We start from the raw sequence: 14,245 nt of genomic DNA on the forward strand, positions 1-14,245 counted from the left end.
GGGGATTCTGGGGTTTTCAGGGGTGGGGAAGAGCCGCGCCGGGTGGTTCGGGGATCCGGTGCGTCGCGCCGGACGCGGGCGACGGCGCGGCGACGGTCTCGCCGAGCACCAGACGCCGCACCACACGCTCGCCCGCTCGCCCGTCGTCGTACGCGCAGAACCGCTCGCGGAACGCGGCCCGCAGCTGCGCGGAGCGCGAGCCGCGCCAGTGCCCGGTGGCGAAGATGTCGATCAGCTCGTCCTCGGAGCGGGCCACCGCGCCCGGCGGGAAGGACCGCAGATCGAAGTAGGTGCCGCGGGCCGCCTCGTACGCCTCCCAGTCATCGGCGTGGATCACCAGCGGCCGGTCGAGGCAGGCGTAGTCGAACATCAGGGACGAGTAGTCCGTGACCAGCGCGTCCGAGGCGAGACAGAGGGACTCGACGCTCGGGTGGTCCGTCACGTCGATGACGCGGCCGCCCCCTGCCGGGGCGGGCGGCGCCTCGTACTCGTGGTGCGAGCGGGCGAGGATCACGAAGCGCGGGCCGAGCGTACGCAGCATCCGCTCCAGGTCCAGCGTGAGGCGCTGGGTGGCCCGGTAGTCGCGGTGCGTGGGGGCGTACAGGATCGCGATCGTGTCGCGCGGGATGCCGAGCGTCTCGCGGAGACGCGCGACCTCCTCCGCCGTCGCCCGGAGGAAGCGGTCGTTGCGTGGATAGCCGTATTCGAGCGTCGTGTACGAGGACGGGAAGACCCGCTCCCAGACCAGGGTCGAGTGCCGGTTGGAGGACAGGACGTAGTCCCACTTGTCGACGCTGCGCATCAGCTGCCCGAAGTCCGTGTCGCGGGCGGCCGCGGGATGGTCCTGGAGGTCCAGGCCCATCTTCTTCAGCGGGGTGCCGTGCTGGGTCTGGATCAGGATCTGGCGGGGGCGCTTGATCAGGCGCCGGTCGAAGTTGACGTTGTTGACCAGGTACTTGGAGCGGGCGAGCGCCGTCCAGTACGCGGCCGTGCCGGGGGTGAGCCGGCGGGTGGCCGCCGGGATCGTGTGGTGGTGCTCGGGGCGCGCGATCCAGGCCGTGCGCACCTGCGGGGCGTACGCGCGGAACGCCTCCTCCAGCGCGCCCGGGTTGCAGCTGTGGCCGCGTCCCCAGTAACTGGCGAAGACGGCCTCGTTCTCCCGTACGGGAAGCCGGAGCTGGACGCGGTAGTGGAACTGCAGGGCGCCGGCTCTGAGGTTGCGGCGGGTCAGGGCGGCGTACCGGCTCACGCGCCGTTGGACGCGCAGGACCGTCCACAGGGTGCGGTACGTGCGGTGCGAGCCGAGGCGGATCAGGGCGTGCCGCATGCGGGTACGGGCCGGGACGCGCGCCCCGACGGTCCGGTACCGGGCGTAGAGCGTGCGGGCCCTGCGCAGGAACTCGGCTCGGCTGCGGCGCGGCAGCCGCCCTCGCTTGGTGAAGATGGTGGACAGGTGGTCGACCATGCGCCGGAAGATGACCGCGCGCCACTCGGCGTCCAGGTCGGGATGTTGTTCGAGGAACTCGAAGACGCGCTCGTACTGGTCGAAGATGTCGAAGTGCTTGCGGGAGGTCGTACCCAGAATGTTGCCCTGACGTCTCTGCCGGTAGTGGACGCAGACCCGGTCCAGGGTCGCGATGGTCTCGGAGGCCATCAGTACTGGGTAGGTCCACGGGGTGTCCTCGTAGTAACCGGGAGGGAACGCGAAGCCCTCCCGCTCGATGAACTCCCGGTTGTACGCCTTGTTCCACACCACCATCAGCAGCCTCAACAGATCGGGCCTGTCGAGGAGTTGGAAGGAGACCGGGCCTTCCTGGGTGAGCAGGTGCGCGTACTGGTTGCGGACCTCGCGGCCGTCCCAGAAGGTGCGCGCGTAGTCGTAGAGCAGGACGTCGGGGGAGCCGGTCTCCTCGACGCGGTCCGCGATCGCCCGCAGCGAGCCCGGTGTCAGGGTGTCGTCGCTGTCGAGGAACAGGACGTATTCGCCGGTGGCGTGCAGCAGGCCCGCGTTGCGGGCGCGGCCGAGGCCGACGTTCTCGTCGAGGTGGACCGGTCTGACGCGCGGGTCGAGCGTCGCGAACTCGTCGATGATCGCCCCGCAGGCGTCCGGCGAGCAGTCGTCCACCGCGATCACTTCGAGGTCGGTGAAGGACTGCTCCAGAACCGACGCGAGGCATGCGTGCAGGTATGCCTGCACCTTGTACGCGGGGACGATGACACTGAACCGGGGCAAGACGGCACATCCAGGGGTCGACACGGGCATACTGCCCGGGAACGCCCGACGGAGTGTTCGGTTACGCCGGATGTGGCAGACGGGGGACGTACGTGCGAAGGGGAAGGGCGGGCCGTGGTTCCCTGGCCCGCCCCTCGATGCCGCATGATCGTTCGTTCGCTACTTCACCGCGCCCGCCATCACCCCGGACACGAACTGGCGCTGGAACGCGAAGAACACGGCCAGCGGGATCACCATCGAGATGAACGCGCCGGGACCGAGCACGTCGACGTTGTTGCCGAACTGCCGTACCTGCGTCTGCAGGGCGACCGTGATCGGCTGGCTGTCGGTGTCCGTGAAGATCAGCGCGACCAGCATGTCGTTCCACACCCACAGGAACTGGAAGATGCCGAGCGAGGCGATCGCCGGACCGCCCAGCGGCATCACGACGCGGACGAACAGGCGCAGCTCACCCGCGCCGTCGAGGCGCGCGGCCTCCAGGAGTTCGCGTGGGATCTCCGCGAAGAAGTTCCGTAGCAGGAACACCGCGAACGGCAGCCCGAACCCGACGTGGAAGAGGATCACGCCGAAGAGCGAGCCGAAGATCCCGATGTCGCCGAAGAGCTTGGCGATCGGCACCAGCGCGAGCTGTACCGGCACCACAAGCAGGCCCACCACGATCAGGAACCACCAGTCGCGGCCAGGGAACTCCATCCACGCGAACGCGTACCCGGCCAGCGAGCCGATGACGATGACGAGCAGCGTCGCCGGCACCGTGATCAGGGCCGTGTTGACCAGGGACTTGGTGACGTCGGAATTCTCCAGAAGGCTGCTGTAGCTGTCGAAGGTGAGCTGCGAGGGCTTGCTGAACACCTTCCACCAGCCGCTCGCCGCCATGTCCTCCGGGCTGCGCAGCGAGGAGAGCAGCAGCCCCACCGTCGGCACCAGCCACAGCGCGCCCACCAGGATGAGGACGAACTGCAGGAAGCCGCCGCCGACCTTCTCGGTGACGCGGCTCGCGAACGACCGCGGTTTCTTCACTGTCTCGTCGACGGTGGTCATCGTCGTGCCTCCCGCCGAAGTCGCCGCATGTTGAACCACATCACCGGGATCACGAGGAGCAGCAGCAGGACCGCGATCGCGCTGGCCAGGCCCTCGTTGCCCTCGCTGAACGCCGACCGGTACAGCTGCAGCGCCAGTACGTTGGCGTCGTCCTGCGAGGAGCCGGGCGCGATGATGAAGATCAGGTCGAAGATCTTCAGGACGTTGATCATCAGCGTCACCATGACGACGGCGAGCACCGGCGCGAGCAGCGGCACCGTGACCCGCCGGAACACCTGCCACTCCGTCGCCCCGTCGACCCGGGCCGCTTCCAGCAGTTCCCTGGGGATGCTGGCGAGTCCGGCGCCGATCAGCACCATCGCGAAGCCGGCCCACATCCACACGTACGAGACCATGATCGAGGTCGTCACGATGTTCAGGTAGAGGTCGAATCCGCCGAGGTGGACGGTGAAGAACTTCTTGTCGCCGAGCCAGTCGACGCCGTTGTAGGGCTCCACGAAGTTCGAGGCGGGCAACCGGAGTTGAGCGCCGTCGGCCTTCGCGGGCAGGCTGAACGTGCCGTCGGCCGCGGCCGATGTGGAGGCCACCACCTTGCCGTCCTTGACGGCCTCGATCCGCATGCCCGGATAGCCGACCTCGGAGGAGTCGATCCCGTTCAGGCCGCCCGCGCCCTTGCCGAGGGTGAAGTCCTGCCAGACGGTGCCGGTGACCTCGTCCCGCGCGTTGCGCGGTTCCTTCGCCGGCTCGGCGTCCTTCGGCATCTGGTCGGCGGCGACCCCGACGAGCGCGAGCTTCATCGGCTGCCCGGCCCGCACCGGCTCCTTGGTGAGGAACGGGCCGCCGCTCTTCCCGGCGAGCGTTCCGTTCGGCCGCGGATGCGCCTTCGGGAAGGCGGACGACTGGGCGAACGTGTCGTGGACGCCGACCACGACCGCGTTCACCGCGCCCTTCTCCGGGTCCTGGTCGTAGACGAGCCGGAAGATGATGCCCGCGGCCAGCATCGAGATCGCCATCGGCATGAAGACGACCAGCTTGAACGCGGTGCCCCAGCGGATGCGCTCCGTCAGCACGGCGAAGATCAGGCCGAGCGCCGTGGCGACCGTCGGGGCGAGCACCACCCAGAAGAGGTTGTTGTTGATCGCGGCTTTGGTGTCGCTGCGGGTGAACAGCGTCTCGTAGTTGTCGAACCCGATGAACGAACTGCCCGTGGTGTCGAAGAAGCTGCGCACGACCGAGTACCCGATGGGATACACGACCAGCGCGCCGAGCAGCACCAGCGCGGGCAGCAGGAACAGCAGCGCGACCGTTCTACGGGTACCGGTCACGCTCTTGAAGCGTCGTGGGGGCTTGTCGGATTTCGCGTTGCCGGCGGGCCCGGGCGGGGCCGCCAAGTCGCCTGAGCTGTCCTGCGACTTGGCGGCGCGGTCCGGGCCCCCGCCGTCGGCGGCCGGTGTCATCGCCGCGTCAGTCCTTGTACGCCTTGGCCGCGTCGGCCTCCAGCGTCCGCTGGGTGCCCGCGATGTCCTTCGGATTCACCAGGAAGTCCTGGAGATCCTTCCACTCGCCCTTGCCGGGCGTGCCGCCGAACGCCTGCGGGGTCTGGTCCGACATGTCGAAGCGGAAGTCGTCGCCGGAGTCGACCAGCGCCTTGGCGATCGTGCGCTGCACCTCGTTCGGGTACGCCGACAGGTCGACGTTCTTGTTGGGGGAGAGGTAGCCGCCCAGCTTGGCCTGGATCGTCGCCGCCTCGGGCGAGGCCAGCCACGTCACCAGGGCCTGCGACGCCTTGGAGTCCTTCAGGATCACCGCCGCGTCACCGCCGCTGACCACCGGCGCCTTGTCGCCGACCGCCGGGAACGGGAACACCTTCGCGTCCGTCCCGATCTTCGCCTTCGTCTGCTCGATGTTGACCTGCGCGAAGTCGCCCTCGTAGACCATGGCGGCCTTCGGCTGGTCGCCGCCGGTGAAGGTCTGCTCGACCGACTTCGTGAACTCGGTCTGCACGGCCTGCTTGTTGCCGCCCGCGATGAAGTCGCTCTTGCCCCACAGCTGCGCGAGCGTGGTCAGCGCCTGCTTGACGGACGGATCCGTCCATTTGATCTCGTGCTTGGCCAGCTGGTCGTACTTCTCCGGGCCCGCCTGGGAGAGGTAGATGTTCTCGAACCAGTCGGTCAGCGGCCAGCCGTCGGCCCCGCCGATCGACACGGGCGTCACACCGGAGTCGTAGATGGTCTGCGCGGTCGCCAGGAACTCGTCCCAGGTCTTCGGCACCTTCGCCGCCGCGTTGTCGAACGCCTTGGCGTTGTACCAGACCAGCGACTTGTTGGCGGCCTTGTAATAGGCCGCGTACTGCTTCCCGTCGACCTTCCCCAACTCCTGCCAGCCCGCGCTGTAGTTCTTGGTGAGCTGGGCCTGGGCGTCCGCGCCGAGCGGCTTGGCCCACTTCTTGTCGACGGCCTGCTTGATCGCGCCGGGCTGCGGCAGCATCGCGATGTCCGGCGGGGCGCCGCCCGCCACCTTCGACCCCAGGAAGTTGATGATGGGGTCCTGCGCCGGTACGAAGGTGACCTTCGCGCCCGTCCGCTTCTCGAACTCTGCCAGGACCTGCTTGAAGTTCTTCTGCTCGTCGCCGGTCCACACCGCGGCGATCTCCAGCGACTGACCGTCCAGCTTCGGCAGTTGGACACCGGAGGCGGGCGACTTGCTGCTGTTGTCCCCGCTCGACTTGTCGTCCTTCTTGTCGTCCCCGCAGGAAGTGAGCCCAAGGGCCAGTGACCCCACGGCCACGGCCACGAGGGCTCGGCGGAATATGGGTGTACGAAGAGTGCTGCGCATCGCTGCCCCGTTCTCGTCCTGAACGCTGAACGTACGTACTGAGCGGTGTCCGTGCGCACTGGTCTACGCCCGACCAGGGATAACCGGCAAGAGTGCCCGTGGTGTCAGGACGATGATCGTGACGGGGTCGTGATGAGTCAACGCAATTGGGGGGTACGGAAGTTGGGGCAAGCCGCCCGATGCGGATTCCGGGCGGCGGCTACCCGAACCGCCCCAGAGGCCTCACAACAGCGACGGCACCTCCTGCGCCGCAACGGACCGGGCGGCCCGCTCCAACGCGCTGGCCAGCAGGGCGAGATCGGTCGGCCCGTTCCCCAACTCCCTTACGGGGCGGCGGTCCGGCGGGTCGCCCATCCGCGCCCAGTCGAGGGCGACCACAGTGGGCCGCTGTGTGGCCGTCCGCGGAATCCGCCCGGTCACCCGCCCCGCCTGCAGGCCCACGTCCCGGCCGTCGGCCCCGTGCAGCAGCCCGCGCCCCGGCGCGGGATCCTCCGCGTCGGACCCGACCGGGTCGAGCACCACCAGCGGCCGCGCCGTCCACCCCGGCGCCGCGCCGGAGGCGAACGCCGCGACGAGATGCACACCGAGCCGCTCCCCGTCCCGTGCCACGGCCTCCAGGGCCCGTACGACCGACCCGGCGGCGGGCCGCCCCGGCGAGCCGAGCGGCGGCGCGAGCAACGCGTCCAGATCGTCGACCACGACCACGAGCCGCGGCAGCGGAGGCGCGGGCTCCGTCTTCTCCCGCGCCCCGCCGGGCCGCAGCCGGATCGTGGAGCTCGGCGGCGCCTCCAGATCACCGGCGCCGCCGGCCGGTGACGGAGCGACGCGCTGGGCGATCATCCGCCCCGAGACGGCCCGCTGGGTGTGCCACTCCGTGAAGTGCGTACGCCCTATGAGCTCGGCCCGCCGCTTCAGCTCCGTCGTCAGTGACTGGGCGAACTCCCGCATGCGGACCGGGTCGTTGGCGGCGAGATGCGTGGTGACGTGCGGCAGATCGGTACACACGCGCAGCCCGCCGATCCGCTCACCGCGCTCGCCGCCCGTGCCGTCGGCCTGCCCGTCGACGAGCACGACGCCGAGCCGGTCCGGCCGCTCGGCCGCGGCCAGGGACGCGGTGACCGAGCGCAGCAGCTCCGTACGGCCGCTGCCCGCGGGCCCCTCGATCAGCAGATGGGGTCCTTCGGCGGCCAGGTCGACGGCGACGGGACCGCGCGGCCCCGCCCCGAGCACCGCCCACACCCGGCCGCCCAGCGAACCCGGATCGTCCGCGGCGGCGGCCCAACGGGCCATCAAGGACGCCGGTGTGGCCCGCGCGAGCCCCAACTCGTCCAGCAGCCGCGCCAGTTGCGGCAGCGGAGCGGATACGCGGGCCTGCCGGGCGCCGGAACCGGTCGCCGTGTCCGTACGCAGCGGGGCGAGCGCCCGAGCGAAACGCTCCGCCCAGGGACGCGAGACGGCGTCCACCGCGGCGACGGTGCCCTGCCCGACGAGCTGCCCGCGAGCCGCCCGGTGCAGCCGCAGCGCCGTCGCCACGTCCCCGCTGAGCAGGGCCACCGCGCCGCACGCGCGGAGCGCCGGGCTGTGCGCGCACGCCGCCTCGTACGTCTCGGAGACGGGCGACGCGGGCGAGGTGGCCGGCGCCTCCGCCAGACACAGCACGTGGATCCCGGCCGGAGCCCCGTCGGCGGCGAGCCGCACGGTGGCCTCCCGCAGGGTGGCCGACCCGGGGTCGCCGTCGACGACGACCACCGTGGAGACGGCGACGGCCTCGCCGCCCGCCGACCCGGCACGGCCGGGGCGCAGCCCCGCCGCGTGATCGTCGAGGCGGCGCAGCAGCTCGCCGGTGCGGGCCGCCGCCTGCTCACGGTCGTACGCGAGCAGCAGCCGGCAGTCCTGACCGTGAGCCGGGCGCACATGCGGCAGCCAGCCGAGCCAGGACCAGTCGGCGACGCGCTGCTCCGCGGTCCTCGCCCGGTCCGTGGCGATCAGCACGATCTCCAGGCCGTCCGGCGCGTGCAGCGCGGCGAGCTGGGCGAGGGCGCAGCGGGCCAACCCCGCAAGGCGCTCCCGCGGCCCCGCCAGACCCAGCGCGCCCGCCTCGGCGAGCCCCACGGTCACCGGAACCGCGGGCAGCACCCCACCGCCGCCGGGGCCCGCGCGGTCCACGGTGCCGAGCCGCACGGCCAGCGCCTCCGGATGCCCGGGGCCGCGCTCCCACAGCCTGGGTCCGGGGCCGAGCGCGGTGAGCAGCAGCGCGGCGGCGTCGGGCCAGGTCTCGGCAGCGGCGGGAGGCCCGGGGAGCGGCGCCGGATCAGGCCCGTCCTCGTAGGACTCGGGGGTGTGCGGAGTGCGCAGCACGTACGGCTCGTGGATCTCGTGCTGCTGGTCCTGCTCGTCGCGGCCGCGCCGCAGCAGCCGCCCGAGGCCCCCACGGCGGCGCGGGGTGCTGCGGGGCAGCGTGGTGCCACGGGGCGGCGTACCGGACCGCGTCTGCTCCAGGTCGGGGGCCCCGCCCTGCTCGGGGACCATGGGCTCGGCGCCCTGCGGCTGGCTCTCGCCGGCGGCGCCCCAGGAGGCGTCCCCGTACGCGTGCCGGGTCTCGCCCGGGGTGACGGCAGCGGTGTCGCCTGGCTTCTTCGCGGGCTCCGCCGCGCCGAAGGCGATGCGCACGTGCCCCTCGCCGTCGGGCGCCGTGTCCACCGGGGCCGGGCGGGCCGCGTCACCCGCGACCACGACCCGCAGCGCCGACTCGCCGAGACGCAACAGGGTGCCGGGGGCCAGGCGCACGGGACGCTCGCCGAGGGGGCGGCCGTCGACCGTCGTCCCGTTCGTCGAGCCCAGATCCATCACCGAGACCTGGCCGTCGGCGGCCAGCGTCACCGCGCAGTGCAGCCGCGACACGTCCGGGTCGTCGAGCGGCACGTCCGCGTCGGCGGAGCGGCCGACGCGGATCTGCCCGCCGTGCAGCAGATGGACGCCGCCCGCGTCCGGACCGGCCACCACGTGCAACTGCGCCGCCGCGCCGTCCGGCTCCGGTCCTGGATCCGTGGGGGCACCCAGGGAGAGCACCGCTCCGTCGGTCAGCGGCGGGTCGCCCAGTAGGCAGCGCTGCGCGTCGAGCCGCTCGGCGCCCGCGTACAGGACGGAGGAGGGGGCGTCGCCGCCCGCGACCGCGGTGGCGAGGCCCGAGGCGACGGCGGCGAGCGCGGTGCCGCTCGGCGCGGTGACCAGCACGTCCACCGCGCTGCCCGCGGCTCCTGCGCGCGCGGACGCGTCGGGGCGCGTGCCCAGGGGGTCTACGACGGTAAGGCGGATCTGCATCGCCGTCTGCGGTCCCTTCTGCGCGGGCGCCCGGAACGGGACAGCCCGCGGTCCCCCACCGCAGATTCCCCCATTGCTACGGGCACGTCAGCCAGTGCTGGAGGCATCCTCGCACCTGCCACCGACAACACGCCCGGCACCCACCCGTAAGTGATCTTGATTGGTCGGCTCTGCCCGCAAAAGTGCCTGCTGCGTGCCTCCTGGATGCCGCTTGAGATCAGTCACGTCGTCGTGCGGCAACCAAGAGCACGGCGTATGCGTCTTCTCGTCGAACACGGGTTTGCCGGGGGTCTCGGCCACGGAATGTGGTCAGGAAAGGCCAAAGAGGATCGACAGCCGGTACTACGGGGGCCCGCCACTAGAGTGGGTCGCGACACCCGGGACCGGGCAGACCAAGCAAGTACCGATGCAGGGAGCGCATGACGTGCGGCCGGTAGGGAGCAAGTACCTGCTCGAGGAGCCGCTCGGACGCGGCGCCACGGGCACCGTCTGGCGAGCCCGCCAGCGCGAGACCGCGGGCGCCGAGGCGGCCGTCGCCGGGCAGCCCGGCGAGACCGTCGCGATCAAGGTCCTCAAGGAAGAGCTGGCGAACGACGCGGACGTGGTGATGCGCTTCCTGCGCGAGCGCTCCGTCCTGCTCCGCCTCACCCACCCGAACATCGTGCGCACCCGCGACCTGGTCGTCGAGGGCGAACTGCTCGCCCTCGTGATGGACCTGGTCGACGGCCCGGACCTGCACCGCTACCTGCGCGAGAACGGCCCGTTCTCGCCGGTCGCCGCCGCGCTGCTCACCGCCCAGATCGCCGACGCGCTCGCCGCCAGCCACGCCGACGGCGTCGTGCACCGCGACCTGAAGCCCGCCAACGTGCTGCTCAAACAGGACGACGCGGGGATGCACCCGATGCTCACCGACTTCGGCATCGCGCGCCTCGCCGACTCCCCGGGGCTGACCCGCACCCACGAGTTCGTCGGCACGCCCGCCTATGTGGCGCCGGAGTCCGCCGAGGGGCGCCCGCAGACCAGCGCCGTCGACATCTACGGCGCGGGCATCCTGCTCTACGAACTGGTCACGGGCCGCCCGCCGTTCTCCGGCGGCTCCGCCCTGGAAGTCCTGCACCAGCACCTCAGCGCCGAACCGCGCCGCCCCTCGACGGTCCCCGACCCGCTGTGGACGGTCATAGAGCGCTGCCTGCGCAAGAACCCCGACGACCGGCCGAGTGCCGAGAACCTCGCGCGGGGTCTGCGCACCGTCGCCGAGGGCATCGGTGTGCACGCCAACAGCGCGCAGATCGCCGCCGCCGAGGGCGTGGGCATCCTGCTGATGCCGGATCCCGACCCCGCGCAGGTCCCCGGCGCCGCCGACCCGACCCAGGTGCTGCCGAGCAACGCCGCGTCGTACGACCCGAACGCGGCGACCAGCGTCATGCAGCAGCAGGGGAACCAGGCCGGCCAGCCCAACCAGTACGGCGACGCGGACCCCACGTCCGTGCTGCCGAACCGGGGCGCCGCCGACCCGACCGCCGTCATGCCGCCGGTCCCGCCGCACCAGCCGGGCCAGAACCCGCAGGGCGGCACCCCGGACGACCAGCACCCCTGGCAGAACCAGATGCGGGCGGCCCGCGACCGCAACGAGCAGACGCAGGTCCAGTCCCATCTCGACCCGAACGACGACCCGCTGCGCCACCGCCCGCAGCGCCAGGTGTCCCGCCCCCAGCAGCAGCCCAGGCCGCAGCAGTACGCACCGCAGCAGCCGCGCCGATCGACTCCGCAGCCGCAGCAGCAGTACGCGGCGCCCCAGCGTCAGCAGCCGCAGCAGTACTCCCCGCCGGAGCCGCCGCCCCGCCAGGCCCCGCCCGCCCGGGAGCCGCGCGAGCCGCGCCGGCGCAGTTCCAACCCGATGAAGATCCCCGGGCTCGGCTGCCTCAAGGGCTGCCTGTTCATGATCGTGATCCTGTTCGTGGTGAGCTGGCTGGTCTGGGAGTTCACGCCGCTCCAGGACTGGATCGGCACCGGCAAGGGGTACTGGGCCCAGCTCTCCGACTGGTTCTCGACGGTGACCGGCTGGATCGGCGACCTGAGCGGCAAGTAGGACAACTGAACGGCAGCAATTGGGGCAACCGAACGGTGAGGTTGGAGATTTGTCGACATCCTGCGGGTGATTTCCCCCGCTGATGCGTTGGTTGGCGTCCGAGCCGCGTAGCTTGGGCGCCAACACGCGTCTGTAGGAGCAGTCTTGGCACGGAAGATCGGCAGCCGGTACACCGCACACCAGATCCTGGGGCGCGGCAGTGCGGGCACGGTGTGGCTGGGCGACGGACCCGACGGTCCGGTCGCCATCAAACTGTTGCGCGAGGACCTCGCCTCCGACCAGGAGCTGGTCGGCCGCTTCGTCCAGGAGCGCACCGCCCTGCTCAGTCTCGACCACGCGCGCGTGGTCGGCGTCCGTGACCTCGTCGTCGACGGGAACGACCTGGCGCTGGTCATGGACCTGATCCGCGGCACGGATCTGCGGACCCGCCTCGAGCGCGAGCGGCGCATGGCCCCCGAGTCCGCGGTCGCCATCGCCGCGGACGTCGCCGACGCACTGGCCGCCGCGCACGCCGCGGGCATCGTGCACCGCGACGTCAAGCCGGAGAACGTGCTGCTCGACATGCAGGGCCCGCTCGGCCCCGGCGGCTCGCACCCGGCCCTGCTCACCGACTTCGGCATCGCCAAACTCATCGACACCCCGCGCCGCACCCGCGCGACGAAGATCATCGGCACGCCCGACTACCTGGCCCCCGAGATCATCGAGGGCCTGCCGCCCCGCGCGGCGGTCGACATCTACGCCCTCGCGACGGTCCTCTACGAACTCCTCGCGGGCTTCACCCCCTTCGGCGGCGGCCACCCCGGTGCCATCCTGCGCCGCCACGTCACGGAGACGGTCGTCCCGCTCCCCGGCATCCCCGACGAGCTCTGGCAGCTCCTGATCCAGTGCCTGGCGAAGGCCCCGGCGTCCCGGCTGCGGGCCTCCGAGCTGGCGGCCCGGCTGCGCGAACTGGGACCCCTCCTGGAGGGCATGGCCCCGCTGGACGTCGACGAACCCGACACCGACCCGGCCCCCGATGAGTCACAGGACGCCCCGGCGCCGGAGCCGGCCGAGCCCGCCCCGCCGCGGCGCGGCGCGGTCTCCCTGGTTCCCGGCGCCGCCCCCGCGGACTCCAACCGCGACACCCATACGTCGATGCGCGTCCCGGCCCCGGACGAGCTGGCGGGCGGCGCCCGTGGCACGGCCCGCGCCCCACGCGCCGCAGGCGCCCGCCGCCCCGGCTCGGCCCGCAACCGGCACCCCGCGCGGCGCCGCCGCATCACGCTGGGCGTGGCCGGCCTCGTCCTCGCGGTGGTGGTCGGCGGCGGCATCTGGGCCGCCACCTCCGGCTCCGACGAGGCCCCGCCCACCGACAACAACAACTCGGCTCCGGCGAACCCCTGAGGCCCCGGAGCAGGAGGGGCCCGACCGCCCGGAACGGATCACTTGCACCAGCCGTTAGGCTGGTCCCGTGGCAGTCGTCGATGTTTCCGAAGAGCTGAAGTCCCTCTCCTCCACCATGGAGTCGATCGAGGCCGTCCTGGACCTCGACAAGCTGAGGGCAGATATCGCCGTGCTCGAGGAGCAGGCGGCCGCGCCGTCCCTGTGGGACGACCCGGAGGCGGCGCAGAAGATCACCAGCAAGCTGAGCCACCTCCAGGCGGAGGTCCGCAAGGCCGAGGCGCTGCGCGGTCGTATCGACGACCTCTCCGTCCTCTTCGAGATGGCCGAGGAGGAATCCGACCCGGAGGAATCAGCGGCCACCCGCGCCGAGGCGGAGTCCGAGCTGACCTCCGTGAAGAAGGCCCTCGACGAGATGGAGGTGCGCACCCTCCTCTCCGGCGAGTACGACTCCCGCGAGGCCCTCGTCAACATCCGCGCGGAGGCCGGCGGCGTCGACGCGGCCGACTTCGCCGAGCAGCTGCAGCGCATGTACCTGCGCTGGGCCGAGCGCCACGGCTACAAGACCGAGGTCTACGAGACGTCGTACGCGGAAGAGGCCGGCATCAAGTCGACCACCTTCGCCGTCCAGGTGCCGTACGCCTACGGCACGCTCTCCGTCGAGCAGGGCACGCACCGCCTGGTGCGCATCTCCCCGTTCGACAACCAGGGCCGCCGCCAGACGTCGTTCGCCGGCGTCGAGGTGCTCCCCGTGGTCGAGCAGACCGACCACGTCGAGATCGACGAGTCCGAGCTGCGCATCGACGTCTACCGCTCCTCGGGCCCCGGCGGCCAGGGCGTCAACACGACGGACTCCGCGGTCCGTCTCACCCACCTCCCCACCGGCATCGTCGTCTCCTGTCAGAACGAGCGCTCGCAGATCCAGAACAAGGCGACGGCGATGAACGTGCTGCAGGCCAAGCTCCTGGAGCGCCAGCGCCAGGAGGACCGGGCCAAGATGGACGCCCTCAAGGGAGACGGCGGCAGCTCCTGGGGCAACCAGATGCGTTCGTACGTGCTGCACCCGTACCAGATGGTCAAGGACCTGCGCACCGAGTTCGAGGTCGGCAACCCGCAGGCCGTCCTCGACGGTGAGATCGACGGCTTCATCGAGGCCGGAATTCGCTGGCGCAAGCAGCAGGAGAAGTAACCCGGGAGGTAGAACCCGGGATTTATCGACAAGGCAACTGCCGCTCACGGAGCGGTAGTTGCCTTGTCGTTTCCGCGGTTGGCACCCAACTGTGAAGGTCTGTCGGCCTTTTACGTCACAGTCACATGTCCGTACGACGGTCAGATCGCCCTATTCG

Annotated in this window: 8 protein-coding genes; 3 read left to right on the forward strand and 5 right to left on the reverse strand. The window is 71.4% G+C overall.

What is annotated here, in order from left to right; all coding sequences use genetic code 11:
- Positions 1-16 precede the first annotated feature (16 nt).
- From ACIREE_RS08420 to ACIREE_RS08440, 5 genes are all read right to left on the reverse strand, one after another.
- Positions 17-2,233: a CDP-glycerol glycerophosphotransferase family protein gene (locus ACIREE_RS08420; RefSeq protein ID WP_404148091.1), complete on the reverse strand. Its 2,217-nt coding sequence runs from the start codon at positions 2,231-2,233 to the stop codon at positions 17-19.
- Positions 2,234-2,392: 159 nt separating this feature from the next.
- On the reverse strand, positions 2,393-3,274 hold the full coding sequence (locus tag ACIREE_RS08425) for a carbohydrate ABC transporter permease (protein ID WP_404148093.1): 882 nt from the start codon (positions 3,272-3,274) through the stop codon (positions 2,393-2,395).
- Positions 3,271-4,599 (reverse strand): carbohydrate ABC transporter permease, encoded by a 1,329-nt coding sequence (locus ACIREE_RS08430; RefSeq protein WP_404148221.1) that lies wholly within the window; start codon positions 4,597-4,599, stop codon positions 3,271-3,273. The genes ACIREE_RS08425 and ACIREE_RS08430 overlap by 4 nt, the downstream gene beginning before the upstream one ends.
- 139 nt (positions 4,600-4,738) lie before the next feature.
- Positions 4,739-6,109: an ABC transporter substrate-binding protein gene (locus ACIREE_RS08435; RefSeq protein ID WP_404148095.1), complete on the reverse strand. Its 1,371-nt coding sequence runs from the start codon at positions 6,107-6,109 to the stop codon at positions 4,739-4,741.
- A 222-nt stretch (positions 6,110-6,331) separates the two neighbouring features.
- Positions 6,332-9,430, reverse strand: a complete 3,099-nt coding sequence (locus ACIREE_RS08440; protein ID WP_404148098.1) for an FHA domain-containing protein — start codon at positions 9,428-9,430, stop codon at positions 6,332-6,334.
- Between the two features lie 424 nt (positions 9,431-9,854).
- On the opposite strand from ACIREE_RS08440, the gene ACIREE_RS08445 reads away from it, so the two are divergent.
- The 3 genes from ACIREE_RS08445 to prfB all read left to right on the forward strand — a co-directional run bounded on the left by ACIREE_RS08445 (position 9,855) and on the right by prfB (position 14,088).
- Positions 9,855-11,519 (forward strand): protein kinase, encoded by a 1,665-nt coding sequence (locus tag ACIREE_RS08445; RefSeq protein WP_404148101.1) that lies wholly within the window; start codon positions 9,855-9,857, stop codon positions 11,517-11,519.
- A 144-nt stretch (positions 11,520-11,663) separates the two neighbouring features.
- Positions 11,664-12,902, forward strand: coding sequence for a serine/threonine-protein kinase (locus ACIREE_RS08450; RefSeq protein ID WP_404148104.1), 1,239 nt, complete (start codon positions 11,664-11,666; stop codon positions 12,900-12,902).
- A gap of 67 nt (positions 12,903-12,969) precedes the next feature.
- Entirely contained in the window at positions 12,970-14,088 is a 1,119-nt protein-coding gene (gene prfB, locus ACIREE_RS08455) for a peptide chain release factor 2 (protein WP_404148107.1), read from the forward strand.
- Positions 14,089-14,245 lie beyond the last annotated feature (157 nt).

Origin of the sequence: Streptomyces sp. NPDC102467, assembly GCF_044765445.1 — a bacterium.
Classification (GTDB): Bacteria; Actinomycetota; Actinomycetes; order Streptomycetales; family Streptomycetaceae; genus Streptomyces.

Excerpts from the sequence above, each read along its gene's own strand:
- ACIREE_RS08425 (WP_404148093.1), bottom strand. The coding sequence starts at position 3,274 with ATGACCACCGTCGACGAGACAGTGAAGAAACCGCGGTCGTTCGCGAGC.
- ACIREE_RS08435 (WP_404148095.1), bottom strand. The coding sequence starts at position 6,109 with ATGCGCAGCACTCTTCGTACACCCATATTCCGCCGAGCCCTCGTGGCC.
- ACIREE_RS08440 (WP_404148098.1), bottom strand. The coding sequence starts at position 9,430 with ATGCAGATCCGCCTTACCGTCGTAGACCCCCTGGGCACGCGCCCCGAC.